Source organism: Microbacter margulisiae (assembly GCF_014192515.1).
Classification (GTDB): Bacteria; Bacteroidota; Bacteroidia; order Bacteroidales; family Paludibacteraceae; genus Microbacter; species Microbacter margulisiae.
Window position 1 is genome coordinate 49,422 of record NZ_JACHYB010000002.1, and the last position, 24,754, is coordinate 74,175.

Here is a 24,754-nt window from a genome sequence, read left to right on the forward strand (position 1 = left end):
GTCAATGCTCTATGCATAAAAAGGCCGCTTTGTTATAAGCGGCTTTTTTTGTAGCTGCCTTCAAAGAACATTTTATAACTGAGTTGCCAGAAATAAACATCGGGAAATCATATCACGATAAAATTTAATCTTTGCGGCGTGTTATTCTGTTTTAATTGCAGTAAAAGGAAGAACGAACTTATTTCAGATTTAACTGCCGAACATACCCCAGCAACAATCCTCCTCACTCTTCATTCGTCACATAGGTATCATTATAAATATCCATTAGATTTCGACCATTATATGTCCAATAAGGCGTAGGTTGAATATCATGCTTCAAATGCAATAGTTCACGAGTAGCAGCAGTAAGTGAAGTTTCCACACCGTTTACCATTATTTTTCTATCTCCGGATACAATCGCATCCTGTTCTATATCATCTTTCACAAACAATAATTTCGAACCTACCGGTATACCCATCTCCAGATAATTCAATGGAGGTCTGCGTACAATCTTCATTTTTTCGCCTGCTGCTTTGTCTATATCCGTCAGGTCGTTATTTATTTCTTCCTGTATCTCAGTTGTAATATCCTTGCTTTTATCCAGTAACTGAAGGATAGCTATGGCCTGTTCGGGATTTATTTTAAAGAACTCTCGCTGTGCATGAATACGGTACGGGTGAAATGCCAAATGCAATGCCTTCTCTACCTTTTCTGAGTTTTCTACCTTACAAGCATACTCGCACTCGAAAGGCACCGGAACGCTGGTATTAAACAGCTCCTTCAGGCGGGCATCCACACTCTCCCTGTTGGTCATTCCTATCTTTACCAAACCCGGCATGGCTGGGTTGGTGAGTACATATACTATTCCGTAATTAATTGTTTTTTGGGACATATCTTTTTTCTATTTATTTATCACTGGCAACAAGACACTTAGTTTATAAAACCGATTAAATGCCTTTATCTTTATAGTATCTTTAATCAAATCAACCCCATCAAACCCCTTCATCTCTTTATCTTCTTCTTCATCTTCTGAGTCAACCAATCTTTCATTTTTTTCCGGATAAATAATTAGACAATGCGGAACGAAATCATTGTTCTAATCCGCTCCTTTTAGACGTTGAAAAATCTTCTGATCACGTACATACACACTTATCTGCCTGATATCATTTATGATGCCTGTAAATGTTTGTGATTTTTTTTCGACAAACATATTCATTGCACTATGTATTTATTTGTTAAGTTTAAGCGAGGCTACTTCTTAACTCTGTTCCTAAATTCAGCCTCTACTCTCTTATTTTCTTCTATAAAATCAGTCAACTCAGGTTCAATCAATGGTAGTAAATGCTCAGCCAATTCAAACATATTTGTAGAAAAAAGCTCAGGTATACCATTAGCATCTTCTTTATAGTTTTTCTTGGCATGCTCAATATTTTGGTAAACATTCAGAATGGCTCTTGTGGTTTTTACACCACCCCGAATTGCCGATGGTAACCAACCTTTAAACTTACTGCTAATTTTGAGAGAATCTGATGGTATTGTGAAATTTGGCAATGAGTCACAATATGCATAATATAGCCATACTTCGAAACAAGAGTTACTAATGATCAGACTAAAACCCTCTTTCAAACATTTTGGTTTTATACGAAGCAATTCAGTAATAAAATGATCAACATCCGAAATCAGGTAAATTTTATCAGGTTCTTCGTCTCTATTTTTACTGCTGTTATAACGGGCTTTTTTATATTCGGCAATTTCAAACATACCGTCGGGCGATAGTTTTTGCGGGTCAACAATAAACTCCAGTTTAATCCGTTTAAATTTGTCATGACTGGAAATGATTTTAAAGTAATCTTTTTCCCTGTCCTCACCTCCCGAAATAAGTACAAAAAAAGCTTTGGGCATCTCCTCCAAATCAGGCTTCTGATAGGCTGATGGTTGAGCTTCTACTACAGATGTAACCTGAGCTTCTGTTTCAACAGTTTTTCTTTTCTGTTGAGGCAGAAGCTCTTTTTCAAGATTTCCTTTGCTATATGTACGTAATGTACCAGTCATTAAGATTGAAATTCACCTATTTGAGGTACTGCGCCATATCGCCCATCTAAGTACCCGTTCTCGAGATTAATGGTATTATGTATCTTGAAATTATTAATGGAATACATTTTCGAATTTCCATTTTCTTTTTCTGTTAGCCATATTTCATCAGGGCGAAGCAATTCCTGTTGATTGATTAACCGGGTGGTATGCGTTGTATAAATTAATTGACCTTTTGAAGCATGGGCACCGTAAAACTGAAGCAACGAAAACATCAAATTAGGATGAATACTGTTATCTATTTCGTCAACAAAAATGACCTTCTGCTGGTTTATAGCTTCATAGATAGCCGGTATTAAAACGAGTAATCGGACAGTTCCATCTGATTGTGCACTAATTTTCATCTCTTTTTTGAAACCGGACTGACCCAATTGCTCAAATATAAGCTCTTGCACCGTTTTTACTCCATTTTTGAGTAAAACCGAAAAGACATTACGGTTATTTTCTATTTTGGTTATACCTGTATTGGGTTTCAAAGGATCAGTTTCCATCATTTGATGCAATTCATTTGCATTGCTGTGATGTGTCATCCATTGATCAAATGGCGTTTCGGCAATTTTTACAGCGTCAATGCCCACTCCAATATTCTCAAAAATCTCATTTGTCAAGCGAAGTAAAGCCGTTTGGTTCGACATCAATTCAATCATAGTAGGAATTGTGCTATTAATAGTCACAATTTCAAGCTTCCCTGCAAACCAATCAAAGGCTAACTTTACATCTTCATGGGTAAGTACCGGAAATTTTTGATTTAATGGGAATAACGATGCAAGTGGATTCATCGACAGCAACTGCTTTGCCGAACTCTCATTACCTACGTATGCGGATGTTATTGCAGCGCCGTTGCGTTTAAATAGAATCTTATCGGGAGTTTTTCCTAATCCGGAATGACTTAAAGTCTCCCGAATAGCTTGTTTCTCAATTTCCAGTTCATAAACAAAGTATTTTTTCTTGATAAAGAATTCAATTTCAAAGTAAATTACTGTTTCTTTGGCTGAAGTCAGTTGAAAGATATAATCCTCCAGATCTACATTTTTCAGAAAATCTTCGTTTGTAACAAATGATTTTATGAAGCTAATAGCTTTTATAAAGTTTGACTTCCCCGAACCATTTGCCCCATATATGGCAGCTTGTTTCAGCAAAGGAACTGTCATTTCATCATAAATATGATTTGGAAATGAAGTCCGCTTCGGATTGGGAAACATGTCAAAAGTCGTTTCTTCAAAAAATGAGAGGAAATTCTTTATTTTTAATCGCAATAACATGACAGTGTTGTTTTAAGATTGAACGACAAAGATAGAATATCTTTTTGTTATCCGTGAGTAATTCACGGATAAAACGTAACATTTTTTCATTATAATTGAAAATAGGACATAATAAGTCTATTTTTGCTGGTCAAATGTGCTAATCTCACGTCAGTTGATGTTTTTTTTGAGTTGGCTTACCAAAAATTCATATCTATTTTTTACTCATTACTATTCTTCTCCCAATCCTTCGCCAACACTTCCGCCTGCCGGATCACCAAATCAATAGCCTCTTGTGAGCGGATAGGAGGGTATCCGTACTTTCTAAGCATTCTACGGATGATATTTCGGATTTTGGCGCGTACGCTATCGCGTACTTCCCAATCTACCGTGATGCTGCCTTTTAGCTTCTCCGTAAGTTCCTGAGCCAGAAATTTAATATCTTCGTTTTTCAGGGCTTCGTCGCCGGTGTTGTTTTCAAGCAACGCATCGTAAAAACGGATTTCGTCAGGGTTAAGGCCTAAATCTTCGTCCCGTTTAATAGCTTCGTGGAAATCTTTGGCCATCTGAATCAGCTCTTCAATCACCTGAGCCGTTTCGATAGCGCGGTTATGGTATTTGCGGAGTGTTTCCAACAGGCGGTCGCCAAATTTCTTTTCCTGCACCAGATTACCGCGCGAATGCGATTTGATTTCGTCTTTCAGCAGTTTCTCCAGCAATTCCACGGCCAGGTTTTTCGATTTCATATTGCGCACATCTTCCATAAATTCAGGCGACAATAAACCGATATTCGGTTTTTGTAAGCCTGCTAGTTCGAAGATATCGGCCACACCGTCGGCCACGATGGCATTGTCGATGATTTGTTTCAGGGCACTGTTTTTTTCTTCGGCCAGACGCTTGCTATCGACGCTCGTAAACTTCAGTATTGTAGCTTTGATGGCATTAAAGAAGGCAATTTCCAAGCGCAGTTCTTTCACTTCGTCCATCGTGGCACATAGAGAGAACGATTTGTTTACCGCCAGCATCAAATCCAGAAAGCGTTTTTTGCCGTTTTCCGGCTCCTGCAATACATGATTGGTAGCAGGCACAAGCAATTGCAGTGCTTTGGTTTTGTATTTAGAATAATCAAAGCCATGAAACATTCCCCGAACAGCATCCATGTTTTTCAGCAATACCACATAAGCTTCCTGTGTACGGTTGGTCGGAGATCCTTTCCCTTCGGAATCCGCATAGGTTTTGAGAGCCGCTTTCAGTTCATTGGCAATGCCAATGTAATCGACCACCAGACCACCGGGTTTATTTTTAAATACCCTGTTTACACGGGCTATGGCCTGCATCAGGTTATGTCCCTGCATAGGTTTATCGATATACATCGTATGACATACAGGTGCATCAAAACCTGTGAGCCACATATCCCGTACGATGACCAGTTTCAATGCATCATCCGGGTCTTTAAATCGGGTTTCCAATCGCTTCTTTTGCGTTTTGGTGTAAATATGCGGACGCAACAATTCCTTATCGGCTGCCGAGCCAGTCATCACTATTTTAATGGCTCCTTTTTCCACATCCTTATCGTGCCAGTCTGGGCGGAGGGCCACAATTTCATTGTACAGATGTGCACAAATGTCGCGACTCATACATACAATCATAGCCTTTCCTTCAATGGAAGCTGTACGTTGTTCGTAGTGATTCACCAAATCAACAGCCACCTGCTTCAACCGTGGTGCAGAACCTACCAGCTTTTCCAGGGCTGTCCATTTGCTTTTGGTATTTTCGCGCAGGGTTAGGTCTTCTTCATCTTCCATCACTTCTTCTACTTCCTGACTCAAAGCTTCAATCTCGTCTCTATCCACATCCAGTTTGGCCAGGCGGCTTTCGTAGAAAATGGGTACGGTAGCTCCATCATCCACCGCATCCTGAATATCGTAGATACTGACATAATCGCCAAATACCTCCCGCGTATCTTTATCGCCATTGGCGATAGGTGTACCCGTAAATCCTATAAAAGTAGCATTGTGAAGGGCATCGCGCATATGTTGCGAAAAACCGTATTTATAAGCTCCTGTTTTGGTATCGAGTACTGCCCGGTGGCCGTACTGACTACGATGCGCTTCATCGCTGATTACAACGATATTGTGCCGTTGCGATAATTGTGGGTGTTTGGTTTCGCCGGCATAGAGCGAAAACTTCTGGATGGTGGTAAACACGATACCTCCCGATTGCCGCGATTCCAGTATATCCCGTAACTCTTCGCGACTATTGGCTTGTATCGGGGTTTGCTTCAACAGGTCGGCAGACTGCGAAAAGGTACCAAACAATTGGCCGTCCAAATCGGCACGGTCAGTAACGACCACAATAGTTGGGTTTTGCATTTCGGGTTGTTGCAGCAACTTGGCGGCATAACACACCATCGAGATACTTTTACCCGAACCCTGTGTATGCCAGATAACTCCTGCTTTTTTACTTCCTACTACTACCTGTTTTCCATAAGATGCTTTAGGGTGTGCAACCACAGAACTTTCCGGCACATTAGCCGCAATCACAGTAGCTTTTACAGCTTCACGTACCGCGTGAAACTGATGGTAAGCGGCTATCTTTTTGATCAGTTTTTCCCCATCCTGTTCGTACAATACAAAGTAACGGATATAATCCAGAAACAGTTCGGGTTGAAAGAACCCTTTGACTACTTTTTCCAGTTCGAATTCCACCAAGGGGCGGTCGTTCTCGTTGCTGATGGTGCGCCACGGCATAAAACGCTCTTTATTGGCAGTAAGCGAACCCACGCGGGCGGTAATGCCATCGGACACCACCAAGGCTTCGTTACACAGAAACAAATCCTCTATATCCTGTTTGTAGGTTTGGAGCTGATTGTAGGCGTCCCACACATCGGTTTCCTTGTCGGCAGGATTTTTCAACTCTATAATAGCCAACGGTAAGCCATTCACAAATAACAGTATATCCGGACGGCGGGTTTGCTTTGCCCCCACTATGCTGAACTGATTCACCACTAGAAAACGATTGTTAGCTGCATGTCTGAAATCAATGGGTATGACCAGTTCCGGCTCTTTTTGCCCGTTCCGATCAACTTCCACCCGAATGCCATCGATCAATATCTGATGAACAGCTTTGTTCCGAAACTCAGTATTGGCTCCCTGTGCATTTTTAAGCAGATAAAATGCTTCCTCCAGCTTGTCTTTGGGGATTTCGGGATTAATGGCTTGCCAGGCTTCCAGACATTCCTGTTTCAGGAGTACCTCCCGATAATCCGTACGATAAGGATTACTACTCTCCGGGGCTATATTTGCTCCGTTCAGGTAATCATATCCGCTACCCTGAAACCAGGAGATAGCCAATTGTTCGAGTTGGTTTTCTGTGATCATTATTTCAGTGTATCGTTATGCCAGTTCATGGGATTATTTTCTATATAGGTTGCAATTCGTTCATATTCATCCGAGGTGCGTATAATGTGTTCCCAATAATTGCGTTGCCATAGCGTCCCATCAAAATGCAACAATTTCGATTGTTTGGTCACCGCCGATTTATACCCCCGCACCATTGCCCCCACCGTTCCCGATGGTCCACGTAGGGGCGAAATGCTTTCGCCCCTATTATCCGAATTGTATTCGGTCGTGGATTTGGGCGAATTCGATTCGCCCTTACATTGTTCGGGCGTATCCATTGGGGGCGTATGCAATTCGCCCCTATTTGTTGTATTGTTTGTGCCCGAATCCAATTGATTGTTATGCAATTGTGGGGAATACATTTGGGACATGTGCATTTTGGGCGAATACAATTCGCCCCTACCGCCGCCGTCGTCATTACCATTGATTTCGATGATGGCGTGGAAATGGTTGGGCATAACCACAAATTGGTGTAATGTCACATTTTTGCGGATGGTGGCGGTATTCAACCATTCGTTGTGGGCAATTTGACCGTAGGTGTTCAACGCCATTTGTCCGTTTATGATTTCGCCAAACAAACACACGCGGTTTTGCACGCACAGGGTGATAAAATACAATCCCTGCTGCGAATAATCGTAGCCTTTCAGGCGGATACTACGACGATGGTGGTTGATTGGTTCGTAGGTCATTAGTTGATAGCTATTTCACCGGATAATAATTGGGGCAAAAGGGAATCACGCAGAGATGAAAGCACTTTATTCTGACATTCATATACTTTTTTCGTATTATAGAGAGATGATATAATTTGATCAAAATCTTTAATTGATTTCTCTGAAGGAATAACAATTGGAATCGCATTCAATATCTCTACTGTCATACTTGGAACGACAGATCCAACATTCATCGATGACAAATCAAGTGTTTTTACAAATTGATAAACGAATTTAGCGATACTTGGCCTCTTCATTACAGTATAAAACATCGTATCAACTGTCCAAAAAGGTTCGTCAACATACATCACGTTATTTAATGAACCTTTTCTTGGTATAAGCACTGATTCATTAGCATAAAGAAACTGATCTGCATACCTCATTATTCCTCCAGATCCAAAGACAGGTATTTTGCCCTCAAGTAGTTTCTTGTGATCTTTGCCATATTTTATATTTACCAACTCTTTCAACGACTGCACTTTCCACCCCTTCGGAATCCACCCCAATTCACTTTCCAGCATTTCATCCGGGAACAGGTCTGCGGTATCTGCTAATTCCTTTCGTTTATCGGCAGGCATTTGTCGTATCTCATCGGCAGTTTTTCCACTGATGGTCATCATAGCTGCCAGTTGCGGGTCTTCGCCCTGTTCTTTGGCGGCTATTTTTGCCTTTACCGGATCGAAATCTACAAACCACGATTTAAAAAGGGTTTGCGCTATGGTTTCGAGGGTTTGGTTGATGCGGTTGTTGCATTTAAGTTTGTTATCATATTTAGCTATTTCGCCCCCAATTTTCTCTCTTACATTCGAATCTTCTGGAATTGACAGAACTCTATTATGGGCATTTTCTCTATTTAAACCTGGTACAGCTGAGTCAGAATTCATTTTATCGAGATTCAGCGTTTTTAATTGATAATATATGTATCTAAGTTCGTTGATAGAAAACCCAGAGATATAGAATGCTGTATCAATTACCCAAAATGGACTTTCTGATAAATGCAATTCACCTACTGATCCTTTTCTTCCGATAATAATTCCTGGTCCATTCACTAAATATTCATTGTGATAACCCACTATCCCATTACTCCCGTAAACTGGTATTTTACCATTTTTACGATCTTCAGCTTTCAATGCTTTTCCGTATACAAATGGACAAAATTCGCCAATTGAAATATCAAACATTTTAAATGACATACCCCAACCCTCCCAACTGTTTTTTGATTTCCATTTCCAGTTTGGCGCTTTCTTCCAGATAGCCTTTAAGCTCGGCAGTTAAGCGAGTCATTTTTTCGGCAAAAGGTTCGCTGTCTTCCTCCTGTTCGGTGGTGCCTACATAGCGTCCGGGCGTAAGTACAAAGTCTTTGGTGGCTATATCTTCCAGGTCGGTTGCTTTGCAAAATCCGGCAATATCTTCATAGCCTTCTGCCAATCCCTGCCATTGGTGGAAGGTGTCGGCAATATCTTTAATATCATCAAGGGTAAAGTCGCGCAATACGCGGTCTTTCATATAACCCTTTTCGCGGGCATCGATAAACAGCACTTCGCCATGGCGTTTGCGTTTGCCGTTGCGGCCCGATTTATCCTTGGTCAGAAACCAGATACAGGCGGGTATTTGGGTATTGGTAAAGAGCTGTCCGGGCAGGGCTACCATACATTCCACCAGATCGGCTTCCAGTATGGCGCGGCGTATTTCGCCTTCGCTGTTGGTATTGCTACTCATCGAGCCATTGGCCAGCAACAAGGCCATCGAACCCAGCGGGCTCAGGTGGTGTATCATGTGTTGCAACCACGCAAAGTTGGCATTGCCCTCGGGCGGTGTGCCATATTTCCAGCGCACATCGTTCGCCAGTTTGTCGGCTCCCCATTCTTTCATATTAAAAGGCGGGTTGGCCATAATATAATCGGCACGCAGGTCGGGTGCAGGTCGTTGTTGAGTGTGTCGGCCGGTTGTCCTCCAAAATTAAAGTCGATGCCCCGGATAGCCATATTCATGGCCGCCAGCTGCCAGGTAGTATGGTTGTATTCCTGTCCGTAAACCGAAATATCATCAATCTTTCCGGCATGTTGCTTGATAAAGTTTTCGCTTTGCACAAAGAACCCACCCGAACCCATGGCGGGGTCGTACACACGGCCTTTGTAAGGTTGCAGCATTTCCACAATCAATGTTACAATAGCCTTTGGGGTATAGAATTGACCGCCTTTTTTGCCTTCGGCACTGGCAAACTGTCCGAGAAAATACTCGTACACATGCCCCAGAATATCTTTGGAGTTGAGCGTTCCGGTTTCGAACGGAATGGTACTGATCAGGTCTATCAGTTCGCCCAGTTTGGAGTCGTCCACATTCAGGCGGGTATAGGTTTTGTTCAGAATGCCTTTCAGCTTGGGGTTATCTTTTTCCACAGCATCCAGCGCATCGTCAATCAGAAAAGCCACGCCCTTCATCTTTTCGGGCTCCATCGCACCTTCTCTGTTTTTCTTCAGCCACGGTAGGGGATTACCTACAGGCGTTTTACAAATGTCTTTCAGCACATTCCAGCGGGAACGCTCCGGCACCCAAAACACATTTTTCTCGGTGTAATAATCCCGAACTTCCAGTTCTGTTTTTATCTCGGCTTCGTACTCTTCCGGGCTGTCAAAATCTGCGGGGTTGAGAAAGTAATCGTGTTCCGAATTGCGCAGGGCAATGTCCAGTTCTTTGCGTCGTACCTCGAAAGCATCGCTGATATATTTTAAAAAGATAAGCCCCAGCACCGCATGTTTGTATTCTGCTGCCGAGAGTGTAGAGCGTAGTTTGTCGGCTGCCGTCCAGAGCTTCTTGTCTAAATCGTTGAGAAATTGTTGTTCGGATGGGTTCATTGTATTATAAATCATGATAAAAAATCGTCAAAAACGCCTCATTTTGTGCTCCAGAATTCTACTAAAATGATCATGTCAAAATCAATACGTACAAATCATGAAGACACTAAAAATGTTTATTAAAAATGGATTCCGAAAGGAGATTCCGGAACTTGGTGTATCATGCAACGAATTTGCTACAACAAGGCTTTTCGGAAATTTCATTATAAAATTTCCTCAAAGGTCATAAATATTTTTGTAAGTTCCAATGATTATATCCTTTATTTTAACCCTGATTGTATTTTGCAGCAACGATAACCTGGACAGACAGAAATTACCTCTGCATTACCTCCATTTTAATGTTACAGAACCTACTCTGCCATTTACATTACTGCCTTTGTAACATTCACAAGGTCACTCTGCGATGAAAATAACGACTTAGGTAACCTTACAAAAGAAGGTCTGCCTTTTACATTACTGTTTTTGTCACTTTAAAAAGCCTACTCTGCCGTGTGCAGACCTCCTTCATTCACGTGACAAAACCTACTCTGTCGTGTGCAGAGTCCACTTTGTCACATGAAAAAGGGCGTTTTTGTTATACATTAGTAACATATCAAAAGCAATCTATGTGGAATGTGTTTAACAGAGGAGATTTCCCACAAAACAAAATATGTTATGCAACATAAAAATAGTGTTTTTCATGTGACAAAAGCTACTCTGCAAAAGACTGAAGTCACTTTGCAACGTGACAAAAGCTGTTCTGCACATTGCAGAAATGGTTTTGTCACACAGCATAAATCATATAATCATCTGTTTTATTGGATAAAAGCAAATACATTAACTTATGTTTTCATTTCCGTTTTTGGCACTGTTAAAATATTAACACGAAAAGAAAGATGACAAAACGCTGTTAGTATTTTGTTGAAATATTTTGTTATACTCAATATAAGAATCACCATATATTTGTATATCGATTTTATGTTAACACAAAGGTGTTAGTAAAATTGGGAAGGCAATCTGTCTTTACGTTCTTTGAAATGCTAACAAACAGGAGGTAATTCAGTATTTTATGGAATGCAAGGCCTGATTTCTTCTATTATGTTTCATCTTAAAATTAGAAATATGATAAATAATATTTTAAGCTTTAGCTATTTACGCAGAATCAGGGTACAGGAATTCCCTGAAGTTATCAACGGAATGATCCGGATTGTGGAAGCGCATGATCCCGATACCCTGTTGATTAGTGGACCATATAACCGTCTGGTTACCTTACAGGCTCAATTACCCTTACTAAACAAAAGAGTTATGGCGCATCCGCTGACTCAGGTATTAGATACCCAACGCTCAAGAAGGAAGCAGCTGATAGAAGCGGTTTTTCTTCAGGTGCGGGCGGGTAAACGTTCGGGTGATACCGCAGTATCAGCAGCTGTTGCCTCATTTGAGCCTGTTGTACGTTCTTTCTTTGCCGATTACTCGCGCATGAACCAAAAAGTGATTTACCAGTCGGTAAGTGATTTTCTGGCTAAGCTCAAAAACGACGCGCCCCTGAGCCAAAACGCTCAAACGCTTGGTGTCACACCGTTCGTGGATGAGTTGAACTTGTTGCAGCAAAGCATAGAAAGCAATGTAACGACACGTCGTGGGGACTGGTATCCTGACCGGAGCATCGACAAACAGGTTGTGAAAACATCTGTTACCGAAGCGTTCCGTCAGATGCTTTCCGCCATTGAACTGGCGGCAGTGGAACATCCGGAGCTGGCCTATACTGCATTGATCAACGAATTGAATGAGTTTTTCGAACCTTACCAGGCGTTGATTCGAAGCAGGATGACCCGCAGCAAAACCAGTGCTTTAAATACAAAAACAGCCGGCGTATCATCAACGACAAGCACGGCTGCATCATAAGTTTACATTTTTCAAATTTGATAAATCACCCGGTTTCTCCTGTTTACGGGATGATTTATCTTCCATAAAGTATTAATCAATATAGTTTGCAAATGTAGTCTATCGCAGGGATAATTGTATCTCTCTTTTTGCTAAAAATAGCAAAGAAGCCAAACGGGCAATGACAGATCAATTATTGCAGCCTCAGCGCGAAAATAACGATATGGCAACAAATTGCCTCTTTTATTGTCTTGCCCTGCAACGGAATAAACCGGCAAGAGAGGGTTCTCCCGATATCGAAGAAAAGGCTTATTTTTGTACGTGAAAACCATCCGGACAAAAAAACAATGATAGATTACACACAAATACCTTCTCCCTGTTTCGTACTTGACGAAAAACGGTTACGCGAAAATTTAACCCTAATTCGCTCCGTGAAAGAGCATGCCCAAGTAGAAATCATACTGGCATTCAAAGCTTTTGCCATGTGGAGCGTCTTTCCGGTTATCCGCGAATATATCCGTTACTCCACGGCCAGCTCAGTAGCCGAAGCACAACTGGCATTTGAGGAGATGGGCAACCAGGCGCACACCTATGCCCCGGTCTATTCCGACAGGGAATTCCCGTCCATACTTCGTTACAGCAGCCACGTGACCTTTAACTCTCTGTCGCAGTTTGAGCATTTCTATCCACAAACACAACAAGCAGAACATCCCGTCTCGTGCGGACTACGCATTAACCCCGAATATTCGAGCGTCAGCACCGACCTTTACAATCCATGCTCGCCCGGGTCGCGGCTGGGAGTCACTGCCGGTCAACTGGAAGACAGCCTGCCAGCAGGCATTGACGGGCTCCATTTCCATACCCTGTGCGAATCGCAGGCCGAAGATCTGGAGCAGACATTAGCAGCAGTCGAAGCCAAGTTCGGACACTTGTTCAATCGCATCCAATGGCTCAATATGGGCGGCGGCCACCTGATGACACGCAAAGGTTATGATGTGGAACAACTGATCCACATTCTGAAAACATTTCAGGCAAAATACCCCCATCTGCAACTTATTCTCGAACCGGGAAGTGCCTTTGCCTGGGAAACCGGCGAGTTGGTGTCCACCGTGCTGGATGTGGTGGACAATCACGGCATCAAAACTGCCATGCTCGACGTATCCTTTGCCTGCCATATGCCCGACTGCCTCGAAATGCCCTACAAACCAAAGATTCTGGGAGCCGGAGAGCCTGTCCCAGGCAAACCTGTTTACCGTATGGGAGGCAACAGTTGCCTTTCAGGCGATTATGTAGGCGACTGGTCATTTGACAAACCACTGCAACCCGGCGATCGAATCGTGTTCATGGATATGATGCACTACACGATGGTGAAAACAACCTATTTCAACGGTGTCACCCATCCTTCAATAGGCATCTGGAGACCCGACAACCGGTTTCAGTTAGTCCGCGAATTCGGTTATGAAGACTATAAGAACAGGCTGTCATAAAACAAGGCAAAATTGAGCACTCAACCGGATATACACTGGCAACCGAAAAGCATGAACAGGGTTGTTCACAGTATATAGCGAAGCTTTTCGTCCGTATACCAGCAAAAAGGGGCCAACAGTTTGTCCGATATAAAAAAAAAGCTATCTTTGCATCCACAAAAAACGAAAGAGGTTCTTTGATGTAATAACCCTTCGCAATCGCGGAAATAGCTCAGTTGGTAGAGCACGACCTTGCCAAGGTCGGGGTCGCGGGTTCGAGTCCCGTTTTCCGCTCGAAAGGCGTATTTCGCTGTAGTAATCAGCCCGGATGGCGGAATTGGTAGACGCGCTAGTTTCAGGGACTAGTGGTCGTAAGGCTGTGCAGGTTCGAGTCCTGTTCCGGGCACGTATTGATTATGGCATTTACCCAGGTGGTGGAATTGGTAGACACGCTACTTTGAGGGGGTAGTGGGGGCAACCTCGTGTGAGTTCGAGTCTCATCCTGGGTACAAACAATCGTTATTAGAACGCTTATAATGAAATAATTATAAGCGTTTTTCTTTTTACAAGTAATCAAAGTTGAACACATAGCAAAAAAAGTCCTGCACGTTGACTGGTACAGGACGGGGAATTTTATCCTTTAACGGGCGCTTATTACGACAATAATAATTTCAATCCCAGAGCCTTTGCAATTCTTACAAAACTTGACATTTGCATATCTGTTTCTCCTTTTTCTATCTTTGCGATATAGCTTCTTTTAAGCCCCGTTTTGCCGGCAATATAATCCTGTGTAAGATGCAATTCTTTCCGCTTCTCTTTCAGTATTTCTCCGTAATAGAAAGCAACTGCCTCTTTGTTGAACGCTTCACGGGTGGTCGTGCCCTCCTTTCCGTGTCTTTCATCTAAAAGATCGGCTGCGTTGTTCAATAGTGCAGTATTTATCTTTTTCATTGTTCCAAACTATTTAGTATGTTGGTTGCCTTTTTTATTTGTTTGCCGTAATCCTTATTTGATTTTTTCAAAAAACCGTTCAGGATAATTATTTGAGTAGCTTCAATAATATTTTCATGGTCAATAGCAAATAAAAACGTACGATATTCAATTGTAAAATCCTTTGAACTCGCCAGTATAAAAAACTATGCGAACCGCTCCCGTATTAGTATCGTCGCTATTCATGTTGCAAATGCAACTAATTAATTACATGTTTCAAACAAATAAAGGATATAATTTCATCTGGAGATGTTCTATTTATCAATTTTCGCCTAAAAAAATACGCTTAGTATCTAAGCACATGAAAATATAGCATCTACACAATCTAATGAAATGATATTTTCAATCATTTACAGCGCTCTTTTCAACTTTACACCTTAAGCTTTCAACCGCAGTTCTCTTTAGCCCGATTTTATTTGTTGTTCAAGCTTTTACCTCGGCCCGCTTTTATCTTTAGACTACTACGGTTCAGCGCATTTCCTCATTGCATGCATTTTTTGCATGACGATGCAACAAAAGCATTTTACTACTTTTGGTACAATGATTTATCCTCTTCCTTACCGAATAATTTTTCTGTATTTTTCCGGAAAAAAATTCCTTTCCGACAGTGAATAATCCGGATAAAAAGCAAGTATCTTTGGCACCTGATCAGGGCATTGTTTTATACCGTTTGTAGTGTCATGAGACAGGAGATAGCCAGTAGACAATCTCCTGAAAAATAATATGATTCGTTTAACATTAAAACATTCGCAGTTATGTCAAAAGAGAAAGTTGTAGAGAAAGCCCAGAAAAAACCTGCGGCAAAAAGCCTGAAAGAAAAACGGGCAGAAAAAAAAGTAAAAAAAGAGGTCAAAAGTCACCAAAGTTGACCAGAATATGGCCACCAACTGAAAACATGAATAAAAGCTCTTGTGCAGATGATTGCCGGGAGCTTTTTCCACACATAAACACCCAATGAAGCAAAAACATATCCGGCACAAAGGGAGACAAAAAACAAAAGTAACCCGGTAACAGAAGAAAAAACCAGTCCGACGATATTTCAGAAATGGGAGAGAAGGAGGTTTGCGATCACAAAAAAAGCATAATATGACGCCGCAATTTCTCTCTTTATCACAAAATTACTACCTTTGCATCTCTTTTTAGGCAAAGACTGAAACTAAGTCGTGATGCAAACACAAAGCGCATCCACACGAATCAACAAACTGGCTACAAATGAAACGATTAACCATTTATTTACTCTTTGGCGCATTCATACTTACATCATGTACACAGTATCAGAAATTGTTAAAAAGTACCGATAACAATTTGAAATTCAATGAAGCCAAAGCATACTTCCAAAACAAGGATTACAACCGTGCTTCGCAGCTTTTTGAAGATGTTTCGGGCTACTACAGGCATACGGACAAGGATGAAGACATTATGTACATGCTGGCCGAATGCTATATGCACCAAAAAGATTATGATTCGGCAAGCGATGAGTTCAAAGCTTATATAAAAAGTTATCCAAAAGGTCAATACGCAGAAGATAGTTATTATATGATCGGTTATTGCGCCTATCTGAATTCTCCTGATCCGCGACTGGATCAAACGGCTACCTATGCAGCCATCGATGCTTTTTCCAACTTTGTGCAGACCTATCCGATGAGCGACAAAGCCAAACAAGCATATACTTATCTGGCCCAGATGAAAGACAAACTGGCTTACAAGGAATTACTCAATGCACGGCTCTATTATAATCTGGGAACCTATATGGGCAACAATTACCTGTCATCTGTCATTGTAGCAAATAACGCCCTCAAAAAATATCCCGACACAAAATATCGTGAAGATCTGATGTTTATTGTATTGCAAGCAAAATACATGGAAGCTGAGTACAGCGTTCCCGACCTGAAGGATCAACGATACCGCGATGTCATTGACGAATATTACAACTTTATCAATGAATATCCTAAAGGCAAAGACGCTAAAACAGCCCTTGCCATGTTTAATCAGGCTCAAAAATACGTAAAAGAGAAATAATATGGATTTCAGAAAAACAAAGGCCCCTTTGACAACTGTTACACGCGATATGAACAGTTTGTGCGAATCAACCGGTAATGTGTATGAAACAGTAAAGATCATCGGTAAGCGGGCTAACCAAATCAGCTTGATGATTCGCGACGATATCAGCCAGAAGATGGAAGAGTTCAACACAGTTGCTGACAATCTGGAAGAAGTTTTCGAAAACCGGGAACAAATCGAAGTATCCCGTTTCTACGAAAAACTGCCCAAACCGACATTGATCGCCACTCAGGAACTGATCGAAAACAAATTATTTGTCCGTCTCCCTGCCAAGGAAAAATTATCAAAGTAAATCAACGGGGCATACCACACTACTGTTTTTTGCCGGTCGGCGACCCCCGATCGGCAAAAAGTGTCTTTAAACAGGGCCTAAACAGCATTTAATCACACTTTATCCTAATACTTTCCACCATGTTAAAAGGGAAACACATTTTACTGGGAATCACAGGTAGCATAGCCGCTTACAAATCGGCCTACCTAGTCCGTCAATGGATAAAAGGAGGAGCAGAAGTGCGGGTTATCATGACTCCGCTGGCCAAGGAGTTTATCACCCCGCTCACGATGGCAACACTATCGAAACATCCCATTCTGATTGATTTCTTCGACCCGACCAATGGGAATTGGAATAGCCATGTCGATCTGGGCCTCTGGGCTGACGTTTATGTCATTGCACCTGCAACAGCAAACACCCTCGCCAAAATGGCAAACGGCATAGCCGACAACCTGCTGCTGACAAGCTATCTATCAGCTAAATGCCCCGCATTTGTAGCGCCGGCAATGGATCTGGACATGTGGCTGCATCCGGCCACGCAACGGAACCTGCAACAACTGCAATCTATCGGTGTACGGGTTATTGACCCTTCAACCGGGGAACTGGCAAGCGGACTGGAAGGGAAAGGGCGCATGGCTGAGCCTGAGTTGATAACAAAAACCTTGCATGATTTCTTTGTCACCCAGGATACATTAAAGGGGAAGAAAGTGATTATCACAGCAGGCCCGACATACGAAAAGCTTGACCCGGTACGTTTCATCGGCAACTACTCTTCAGGCAAAATGGGCTTTGCCTTAGCAGAAGAGTGCGCTTTGCGCGGTGCCGAAGTAACGCTCATAACAGGTCCCGTCAGCCTGCCAACTCCACATTCCAGCATTCACCGCATCAACGTGGAAAGCGCTGCCGAAATGTATGAGGCAACTATAAAATTATTTCCAGAACAGGACATAGCCATTTTATCGGCGGCTGTCGCTGATTTCACTCCCGAAACCAGAGCCGAGCAAAAGTTGAAAAGGGAAGGCGATGGCCTGACACTCCATCTCCAACCAACACAGGATATAGCTGCAACTTTGGGAGCAATGAAACAAGGGCATCAGATACTGGTAGGTTTTGCGCTGGAAACAGAACACGAAACTCAGAATGCACTCTCAAAGCTGCAACGGAAACATCTTGATTTCATCGTGCTCAATTCATTGCGCCATCCACAGGCCGGATTCGGATATGATACAAACCAGATTTCGATTATCGACAAGCACGGAACAATCATTGAATTCCCCCTGAAAAACAAACGCGAAGTGGCACAGGATATCATCAGCACCATTGAAGCAACACACTAACCGTGGCATTTATCGTATGAAGAAACAACAAATCAACACTGAATTTTCGGTATATACCTTTTCTGAACTTCCCGAAAACTACCAGCAACTGCTTGTGAAAGCAAAAGAACAAACGGCAAATGCCTACGTCCCCTACTCCCATTTTTCTGTTGGAGCAGCCGTATTACTTGAAAACGGAGAGATCTTTGCAGGCAATAACCAGGAAAACGCAGCCTATCCATCGGGACTTTGCGCCGAACGGGTAGCCCTGTTTTATGCTAATGCACAACGCCCTGAAATCCCTGTAAGAGCTTTGGCTATAGCAGCAAAAACCAACGGTGAGTTTGTAGAAAATCCCATATCGCCATGCGGTGCCTGCCGTCAGGTGATGCTCGAAACCGAAACACGGTTTGCCAAACCGATTTCTTTGCTGTTATATGGTAAAAATGAAATTTACGTTTTTGATCGGGTAACCGACATCCTTCCGCTTTCTTTTACGGAGGCCAGCATGAAAAAATAATTTGAAAAATTACCGAAGTACATGAGATCGATTAGTTGAAAGGATCTTCATTGACAAAATATGCGTATTGTCTTCCATTTTACCGCTCTTGTATCTCTGCAATCTCTCTTTTTAAGATAGGATTGGAATAGCTGAAATAGAAAAGTTTTATTTGATGTAATCCGGAATTGGATGCAAATGATTAATAATTTACGCTATCCGATTGCTCCTACTGTCTGTAATGCTGTTAACCGACGCTCTAAAACACCAAGTTCGTCTAAAAAGGTATTTCTGAAAATTGCCATATTATCCTTTGTATTAGGGAACAAATGTTTGTAATAATCTATTCCCTCCAACAACTGATTGGAATAGACCGTAAAATTTTCCTTCTGTTTCGCATCCCAGGGTTGTGGAGCGTCATCCATCTGTTGTTGTAAATAATCGATATTTATTTTCAATTCATTTATAAATATATTCTTACGATCAGAACGTTCAATAATATTCGTACGACCATAAATGTGATCTACCATTGTTTTCAACGAAACAGGTTTGGAAAAATAGGCCATATTCGGCCCGGGACAAACCGAGACACCGGAACCCTCGGATGTTGTATCCAAGTGATGATTAAGCAATGCAGACGTTCCTAATCCTACACAAATGCACGATTTTTCGACAATACGACGATAAGCTTTCTGATATTCAGTGTCAGTAAGATTTTTCGTCTTTAACTCTGTAATCTTCAATTTTTGATATTGTTTTGAAGCAGTACAAATGGCTCGTTCGGTAAATTCTTTATTCAGTTGGGCAAATTTTTTAGTACAATGAGCACCGGGACTCCCCAATAAAATGTTTTGCTCTTTTTCAAGATCTTTTGTATTTGATCGAAGACTATTGAAAGGAACGCCGAAAGGAGAAATCGTACTTAAATAAAGATCTTTTTCAGTGGACTTGCACAACAAATCAAGCGTATCTTTATCAACATTTGTAGCTTCGGGTACCAACAAAAACGGAGTTCCCCATCCAATGCTGTTCAAATCGTAATTCTCCAACAAAAACTGATGTTCTTCAGCTGTTCCGACTCCACCTTGCACTGTGATTTTAAAAGGAAGCATACTGGATGGAATCATTAAGTTCTTTGACATTAGAGCATCAACAAATATGGCATGCACCTCTTTATGAAGTTGCTGACGATTGGTTTTGAATAGTTCCAAAATAGGGCCCATTAATTCACCTTGTGACGCAAAAGCATGGCCACCACAATTCAAACCGGATTCAATTCGATATTCCGAGACCCATAATCCCTTTTTAGCTAAAAATTTTCCTTGAATCAACGCAGAACGAAAATCACTCACTTTCAGAATAATCTTCTTTTTTAAACGGCCATCGGCATCAGGGAAAAAATCAGGAAATTGGTCCAAATAACTGTATAGACGAGGGTTCATGCCCGCCGATAACACAATAGCACCTCGCAAAGTACTTTGAGCAAACCCCCGCAAGGCGGCATGTCCATCATTGAAAGCAGCAGGCAATTTTTCCCCGTTCTTATAATTCTCTTTATCCAGCTTAGTCATAATATTGACATCTATACTTCCGGCTTCAATGTGTTTATCAACCCACATCTTTATTTCAAGCGCATTACTATGCTGAAACAGCTGAAAATACGATTGCTTCACTAATGAAGTATCAGGCAACAGCTCCATGTAACGAGCACAAGCTCCCCCGATTTGCAAAGAGGATTGCTTTATTTCGTCAACCTTTTTCGAGACCAATTCATCCACCATATCTAAATATGCGGTTATACGCTTTGCACGTGAGTCCTCTGTTTTGTCTGTGATAGGATGAAAAGGGAGGTCCCATTTCTTGCTGTACCATGCCCTCATCTTCTCCATCAGCAAATCATCAACTAACGAAATAACGGATGAAATACCCCATGGAGCTACTTTTATCGGCGTATCAATGGTATATCCAATCCCCATAACAGGAATATGGAACGTGTGTAAATCTGTTCTGAACATAATAAATTAAAAAATAAATAGGAAATGGCAGAAAGAGAGAGAAAAAGAACAATCTACATTATTTGGCAGAAAAGAGTGTTACGTGTTGCGGATTGCAATTGCCGGTTTCGACACATTTCAGTGAATGAAGGAATAAAGATACGAATCAATATTATAATCTAACTGCCTTTGCCAAGAAAAACTGCATAAAAAAACACAACAAAAAGCATCAACTTTTTCAATCCTAATGGATGACATTTGAAACACAATAGGTTGGAAATAAAAATGTTGGACAAATAAGCATACAAAAGAGCAATGTATAGCAATCCTGCAAAATCCATTAATGCCATATATTCGTTACGAAAACTTAGAGTCTACAATGGTATTTAACACGCGTTTAAGACTAACAATCAGCAAAATCGAATAACAATTCCAGTTTGAACCAGTAAAAAACCATGCTAATATCCTTCAGAAATTATCGGGAAATAATACTACCTTTGCATTTTTATAATTAACCTATACACACACCAATAAATCATTGGTTTTCAATCAAAAAAATTGAATTAATATCATATTAGAAAGAAGTTTTCTGTCTTCTGGTATACAAAAGAGGATTCCTTCCTGTCAAACAGAAAGTTTCCAGCATAAGCCAACCTTCTCTACTATCCATGCATGCGACACTCCACACTTTCGGGGGCAAACATCCTTGGAATGAAACACAAACAACATAATATAAACAGGTTCAAAACATTCAATACCGAATGGTTTTGTTCCATACTATTTCATTGATTATTCAATATGATTACAGTTTCCAATTTAGCCATTCAATTTGGCAAACAAGTGCTTTTTCAAGATGTGAATCTGAAGTTTACCCCGGGCAACTGCTATGGTATCATTGGTGCCAACGGTGCAGGGAAATCCACTTTTTTACGTGCTATCAGCGGTGAAATCTCTCCCAGTAAAGGCACTATTATTCTCCCAAGCGGCGAGCGGCTTTCGGTGCTAAGCCAAGATCACTACGCTTTTGATGAGTTGACTACATTGGATACCGTTATCGAAGGGCACGAACTACTGTTTAAAGTGAAACAAGAAAAAGAGGCCCTTTATGCCAAAGAAAATTTTACAGATGCAGACGGGATACGTGCTTCCGAATTGGAAGAACAATTTGCCGAAATGGAAGGATGGAATGCCGAAAGTAATGCCGCCATGCTTCTTAGCAATCTGGGCATCAAAGAGTCTTTTCATGCATTGAAAATGAAAGATCTGAGCGGGAAACAAAAAGTGCGTGTGCTTCTGGCACGTGCACTCTTCGGGAACCCTGACAACCTGCTTTTGGATGAACCAACGAATGACTTAGATATAGAAACCATCATGTGGCTCGAAGAATACCTGTCCAGTTACGATAACACTGTACTGGTGGTTTCGCACGACCGGCATTTTTTGGATGCAGTATGTACCCACGTTGTCGATATTGATTATGGTAAAATTGAAATCTTTTCGGGGAACTACAGTTTTTGGTATGAATCGAGCCAGTTAGCGCTTCGCCAACAAAATCAACAAAACAAGAAAGCAGAAGAAAAACGCGCTGAATTGCTTGACTTTATCGCGCGTTTCAGTGCTAATGCTTCCAAGTCAAAACAAGCTACCAGCCGCAAAAAAATGCTGGAAAAAATCAACATAGAAGAGATTAAACCGTCGTCACGTCGTTATCCGGGTATTGTGTTCACTCCTTCACGCGATCCTGGAAATGTCATTCTCGAAGTACATGATCTGTCCAAGTCCATTGAAGGTGACCTATTATTCAGCGACGTCAGCTTCATGATTGAAAAGAATGACAAAGTAGCTTTTTTCTCGCATGATCCACGTGCCATGACGGCTCTTTTTGAAGTCATCGAAGGGAAAACAAAACCCGACAGCGGTAATTTTTCCTGGGGAGTTACCATCACTCCGGCATACTTACCTTTAGACAACAGTGCTTTTTTCAACACCGACTTATCTATCATTGACTGGCTGGCCCAATTTTCAGAAGATACCAATGAAGTGTACTTAAAAAGCTATCTGGGCAAAATGCTCTTCTCCGGAGAAGATGCTCAAAAAAAAGTACGCGTACTTTCAGGAGGAGAAAAGATGCGCTGCATGATTGCGCGTATGATGTTGCAAAATCCCAACGTGCTCGTCCTTGATTCTCCGACGAACCATTTGGATATGGAATCCATACAGGCATTCAATAACACGTTGAAAACATTCAAAAGCAATTTATTGTTAGCCTCACATGACCATCAATTCCTTCAAACTGTTTGCAACCGCATCATTGAGGTGACCCCTAACGGCATAATTGATCGTCAAATGGATTTCGACGAGTATATCACCAATGAAGACATTAAAGCATTGCGCGAAAAAAAATACAGACAATCATAGGGTTCTCTTCTATTATCATTCTTCAAATACATTGGCTTATTTCATGTAATAATTATCCTGAAGGACAGAAAAACAGGATTATGTGTATATTTGCCCTGCCGACCTAAGTGTGCACAAGGGACCCAACTAACAGGTATTTATTAACTACACGTTCATGAAATTCACGCCCGAAACATATGTAATTCCCGATGAACCGATGAAGCCTTTTATCGATGCAGAAGAGATATGGAATTACATCAACCACACGGTTTCTTCATCCGAAAGAGTTCACGAAGTCATCGCAAAATCACTTGCCAAGCAACGGCTGAATCTGGAAGAAGTCGCCGTGCTGGTCAATACCAATAACCCCGAACTAATCGAAGAAATCAAGGAAGGCGCCCGTACCTTGAAACGAACCATTTATGGCAACCGTATTGTGCTCTTTGCTCCTCTCTACATTGGCAACTACTGCTCTAACAACTGCATCTACTGTGGATTCAGGACCTCGAACAGCAAAGCAATACGAAAAACCCTAACCGATGACGAAATTATAAGCGAGGTAACTGCTTTGGAAGATGACGGGCAAAAACGTTTGATACTCGTCTATGGGGAATACCCGCAATATAGTCCCGAATTCATAGCACATACGGTGAAACTGGCATACAGTGTAAAAAAAGGGAATGGTGAAATCAGGAGAGTCAACATTAATGCCGCTCCTCTCGACATTGACGGATTCAGAACCGTTAAAACAGCTGGTATCGGCACTTATCAGATATTTCAGGAAACATACCATCCTGAAGCCTACAAGACATATCACCTCTCGGGACGAAAAACGGATTACGCCTATCGGCTTACAGCTCTGGACCGGGCACAGGAAGCCGGAATAGACGATGTAGGCATCGGTGCCCTGTTTGGTTTATATGACTGGCGGTTTGAAGTGCTGGGGCTGGTACGGCACGCCAATCATCTTGAAGCGTGCTATAACGTAGGGCCACATACTATTTCGTTCCCCAGGGTGAAAGATGCTTCCATGCTCAACATCAATCAGGACTATTTTGTCAGCGATAACAATTTTGCCAAACTCGTTGCGATACTCCGACTAGCAGTACCTTACACCGGTATGATACTAACAGCAAGGGAACCGGCACAGCTCCGTAATGAAATTTTTCAATTTGGTGTTTCCCAAATCGACGGAGGCACAAAAATTGAATTAGGCAGCTATTCTGAGAAAACCGAAACCGGGGCTCATCTCGATAAAGGTCAGTTTCAGATAAACGATGGAAGACCGTTGAATGATATCATTGACGAACTACTGGAACAAGGACTGCTCCCTTCGTTTTGCACGGCCTGTTACCGACTGGGCAGAACAGGTGAACACTTCATGGAATTTTCAGTCCCGGGATTTATAAAACGATATTGCACTCCGAACGCTATATTAACCTTAGCGGAGTATCTGACAGATTACGCACCGGAAAATACTGCCCGAAAAGGATGGCAAGTTATTGACGACACCATCGAAAAAATGGATAATGAACCGATGCAAACAGCCGTCCGGGAACGTATCGAGAAAATAAAGGAAGGGAAACGGGATCTCTATTTCTAACGTTGTAAAAGCTGACG

Annotated in this window: 16 protein-coding genes, 3 tRNA genes and 1 pseudogene; 11 read left to right on the forward strand and 9 right to left on the reverse strand. The window is 41.7% G+C overall.

Translation table 11 applies throughout. From position 1 onward, the window contains the following. Positions 1 to 223: 223 nt before the first annotated feature. From FHX64_RS09440 to FHX64_RS09470, 7 genes and pseudogenes are all read right to left on the reverse strand, one after another. Positions 224 to 871, reverse strand: coding sequence for a GIY-YIG nuclease family protein (locus tag FHX64_RS09440; protein ID WP_183413624.1), 648 nt, complete (start codon positions 869 to 871; stop codon positions 224 to 226). 359 nt (positions 872 to 1,230) lie between these two features. After that, complete coding sequence (locus FHX64_RS09445; RefSeq protein ID WP_183413625.1) at positions 1,231 to 2,031, reverse strand: RloB family protein; 801 nt, start codon at positions 2,029 to 2,031, stop codon at positions 1,231 to 1,233. Further along, positions 2,031 to 3,332 carry an AAA family ATPase gene (locus FHX64_RS09450; RefSeq protein WP_183413626.1) on the reverse strand — a complete coding sequence of 434 codons (1,302 nt, stop codon included), beginning with the start codon at positions 3,330 to 3,332 and terminating at the stop codon, positions 2,031 to 2,033. Before FHX64_RS09450 ends, FHX64_RS09445 begins: the two co-directional genes overlap by 1 nt. A gap of 200 nt (positions 3,333 to 3,532) precedes the next feature. Then, a complete protein-coding gene (locus FHX64_RS09455) occupies positions 3,533 to 6,691 on the reverse strand; it encodes a type I restriction endonuclease subunit R (protein WP_183413627.1) in 3,159 nt (1,052 codons plus the stop codon). Further along, positions 6,691 to 7,401 carry a transposase gene (locus FHX64_RS09460; RefSeq protein WP_183413628.1) on the reverse strand — a complete coding sequence of 237 codons (711 nt, stop codon included), beginning with the start codon at positions 7,399 to 7,401 and terminating at the stop codon, positions 6,691 to 6,693. Before FHX64_RS09460 ends, FHX64_RS09455 begins: the two co-directional genes overlap by 1 nt. Beyond that, positions 7,401 to 8,603, reverse strand: coding sequence for a restriction endonuclease subunit S (locus tag FHX64_RS09465; protein ID WP_183413629.1), 1,203 nt, complete (start codon positions 8,601 to 8,603; stop codon positions 7,401 to 7,403). The genes FHX64_RS09460 and FHX64_RS09465 overlap by 1 nt, the downstream gene beginning before the upstream one ends. A 1-nt stretch (position 8,604) precedes the next feature. Continuing rightward, positions 8,605 to 10,292: pseudogene (locus FHX64_RS09470) on the reverse strand (class I SAM-dependent DNA methyltransferase). 1,086 nt (positions 10,293 to 11,378) lie between these two features. On the opposite strand from FHX64_RS09470, the gene FHX64_RS09475 reads away from it, so the two are divergent. The 5 genes from FHX64_RS09475 (at position 11,379) to FHX64_RS09495 (ending at position 14,115) form a co-directional block, all read left to right on the forward strand. Continuing rightward, positions 11,379 to 12,161 carry a DUF6261 family protein gene (locus FHX64_RS09475; RefSeq protein WP_183413630.1) on the forward strand — a complete coding sequence of 261 codons (783 nt, stop codon included), beginning with the start codon at positions 11,379 to 11,381 and terminating at the stop codon, positions 12,159 to 12,161. Between the two features lie 326 nt (positions 12,162 to 12,487). Beyond that, on the forward strand, positions 12,488 to 13,627 hold the full coding sequence (nspC, locus tag FHX64_RS09480; protein WP_183414494.1) for a carboxynorspermidine decarboxylase: 1,140 nt from the start codon (positions 12,488 to 12,490) through the stop codon (positions 13,625 to 13,627). 200 nt (positions 13,628 to 13,827) lie between these two features. After that, positions 13,828 to 13,900 (forward strand) — tRNA-Gly (locus tag FHX64_RS09485). A 28-nt stretch (positions 13,901 to 13,928) separates the two neighbouring features. Next, positions 13,929 to 14,012, forward strand: a tRNA-Leu gene (locus FHX64_RS09490). A gap of 19 nt (positions 14,013 to 14,031) precedes the next feature. Then, positions 14,032 to 14,115 (forward strand) — tRNA-Leu (locus FHX64_RS09495). Positions 14,116 to 14,260: 145 nt separating this feature from the next. Here FHX64_RS09495 and FHX64_RS09500 read toward each other — a convergent pair. Continuing rightward, a complete protein-coding gene (locus tag FHX64_RS09500; RefSeq protein ID WP_183413631.1) occupies positions 14,261 to 14,557 on the reverse strand; it encodes a helix-turn-helix domain-containing protein in 297 nt (98 codons plus the stop codon). 1,251 nt (positions 14,558 to 15,808) lie between these two features. Here FHX64_RS09500 and FHX64_RS09505 point away from each other — a divergent pair. From FHX64_RS09505 to cdd, 4 genes are all read left to right on the forward strand, one after another. Continuing rightward, on the forward strand, positions 15,809 to 16,615 hold the full coding sequence (locus FHX64_RS09505; RefSeq protein ID WP_183413632.1) for an outer membrane protein assembly factor BamD: 807 nt from the start codon (positions 15,809 to 15,811) through the stop codon (positions 16,613 to 16,615). 1 nt (position 16,616) lies between these two features. Then, positions 16,617 to 16,949, forward strand: a complete 333-nt coding sequence (locus tag FHX64_RS09510; RefSeq protein ID WP_183413633.1) for a DNA-directed RNA polymerase subunit omega — start codon at positions 16,617 to 16,619, stop codon at positions 16,947 to 16,949. A 119-nt stretch (positions 16,950 to 17,068) separates the two neighbouring features. Continuing rightward, the gene (gene coaBC / locus FHX64_RS09515) at positions 17,069 to 18,265 is read left to right on the forward strand and encodes a bifunctional phosphopantothenoylcysteine decarboxylase/phosphopantothenate--cysteine ligase CoaBC (RefSeq protein WP_183413634.1); all 1,197 of its coding nucleotides are present in this window, start codon (positions 17,069 to 17,071) and stop codon (positions 18,263 to 18,265) included. 16 nt (positions 18,266 to 18,281) lie between these two features. Beyond that, on the forward strand, positions 18,282 to 18,764 hold the full coding sequence (cdd, locus tag FHX64_RS09520) for a cytidine deaminase (protein WP_183413635.1): 483 nt from the start codon (positions 18,282 to 18,284) through the stop codon (positions 18,762 to 18,764). 194 nt (positions 18,765 to 18,958) lie between these two features. Here the strand turns inward: cdd and FHX64_RS09525 are convergent, their stop codons facing one another. After that, positions 18,959 to 20,758, reverse strand: coding sequence for a hypothetical protein (locus FHX64_RS09525; RefSeq protein WP_221202192.1), 1,800 nt, complete (start codon positions 20,756 to 20,758; stop codon positions 18,959 to 18,961). Between the two features lie 777 nt (positions 20,759 to 21,535). Between FHX64_RS09525 and FHX64_RS09530 the strand changes: the two genes are divergently transcribed. After that, complete coding sequence (locus tag FHX64_RS09530) at positions 21,536 to 23,155, forward strand: ABC-F family ATP-binding cassette domain-containing protein (protein ID WP_183413636.1); 1,620 nt, start codon at positions 21,536 to 21,538, stop codon at positions 23,153 to 23,155. Positions 23,156 to 23,309: 154 nt separating this feature from the next. Next, the gene (gene hydG, locus FHX64_RS09535; protein ID WP_183413637.1) at positions 23,310 to 24,737 is read left to right on the forward strand and encodes a [FeFe] hydrogenase H-cluster radical SAM maturase HydG; all 1,428 of its coding nucleotides are present in this window, start codon (positions 23,310 to 23,312) and stop codon (positions 24,735 to 24,737) included. Positions 24,738 to 24,754: the final 17 nt, after the last annotated feature.

What these genes read in the sequence shown, in the direction of transcription:
- FHX64_RS09440 (WP_183413624.1), bottom strand. Translation starts at nt 871, where the DNA reads ATGTCCCAAAAAACAATTAATTACGGAATAGTATATGTACTCACCAAC.
- FHX64_RS09445 (WP_183413625.1), bottom strand. Translation starts at nt 2,031, where the DNA reads ATGACTGGTACATTACGTACATATAGCAAAGGAAATCTTGAAAAAGAG.
- FHX64_RS09450 (WP_183413626.1), bottom strand. Translation starts at nt 3,332, where the DNA reads ATGTTATTGCGATTAAAAATAAAGAATTTCCTCTCATTTTTTGAAGAA.
- FHX64_RS09455 (WP_183413627.1), bottom strand. Translation starts at nt 6,691, where the DNA reads ATGATCACAGAAAACCAACTCGAACAATTGGCTATCTCCTGGTTTCAG.
- FHX64_RS09460 (WP_183413628.1), bottom strand. Translation starts at nt 7,401, where the DNA reads ATGACCTACGAACCAATCAACCACCATCGTCGTAGTATCCGCCTGAAA.
- FHX64_RS09465 (WP_183413629.1), bottom strand. Translation starts at nt 8,603, where the DNA reads ATGTTTGATATTTCAATTGGCGAATTTTGTCCATTTGTATACGGAAAA.
- FHX64_RS09475 (WP_183413630.1), top strand. Translation starts at nt 11,379, where the DNA reads ATGATAAATAATATTTTAAGCTTTAGCTATTTACGCAGAATCAGGGTA.
- nspC (WP_183414494.1), top strand. Translation starts at nt 12,488, where the DNA reads ATGATAGATTACACACAAATACCTTCTCCCTGTTTCGTACTTGACGAA.
- FHX64_RS09500 (WP_183413631.1), bottom strand. Translation starts at nt 14,557, where the DNA reads ATGAAAAAGATAAATACTGCACTATTGAACAACGCAGCCGATCTTTTA.
- FHX64_RS09505 (WP_183413632.1), top strand. Translation starts at nt 15,809, where the DNA reads ATGAAACGATTAACCATTTATTTACTCTTTGGCGCATTCATACTTACA.
- FHX64_RS09510 (WP_183413633.1), top strand. Translation starts at nt 16,617, where the DNA reads ATGGATTTCAGAAAAACAAAGGCCCCTTTGACAACTGTTACACGCGAT.
- coaBC (WP_183413634.1), top strand. Translation starts at nt 17,069, where the DNA reads ATGTTAAAAGGGAAACACATTTTACTGGGAATCACAGGTAGCATAGCC.
- cdd (WP_183413635.1), top strand. Translation starts at nt 18,282, where the DNA reads ATGAAGAAACAACAAATCAACACTGAATTTTCGGTATATACCTTTTCT.
- FHX64_RS09525 (WP_221202192.1), bottom strand. Translation starts at nt 20,758, where the DNA reads ATGTTCAGAACAGATTTACACACGTTCCATATTCCTGTTATGGGGATT.
- FHX64_RS09530 (WP_183413636.1), top strand. Translation starts at nt 21,536, where the DNA reads ATGATTACAGTTTCCAATTTAGCCATTCAATTTGGCAAACAAGTGCTT.
- hydG (WP_183413637.1), top strand. Translation starts at nt 23,310, where the DNA reads ATGAAATTCACGCCCGAAACATATGTAATTCCCGATGAACCGATGAAG.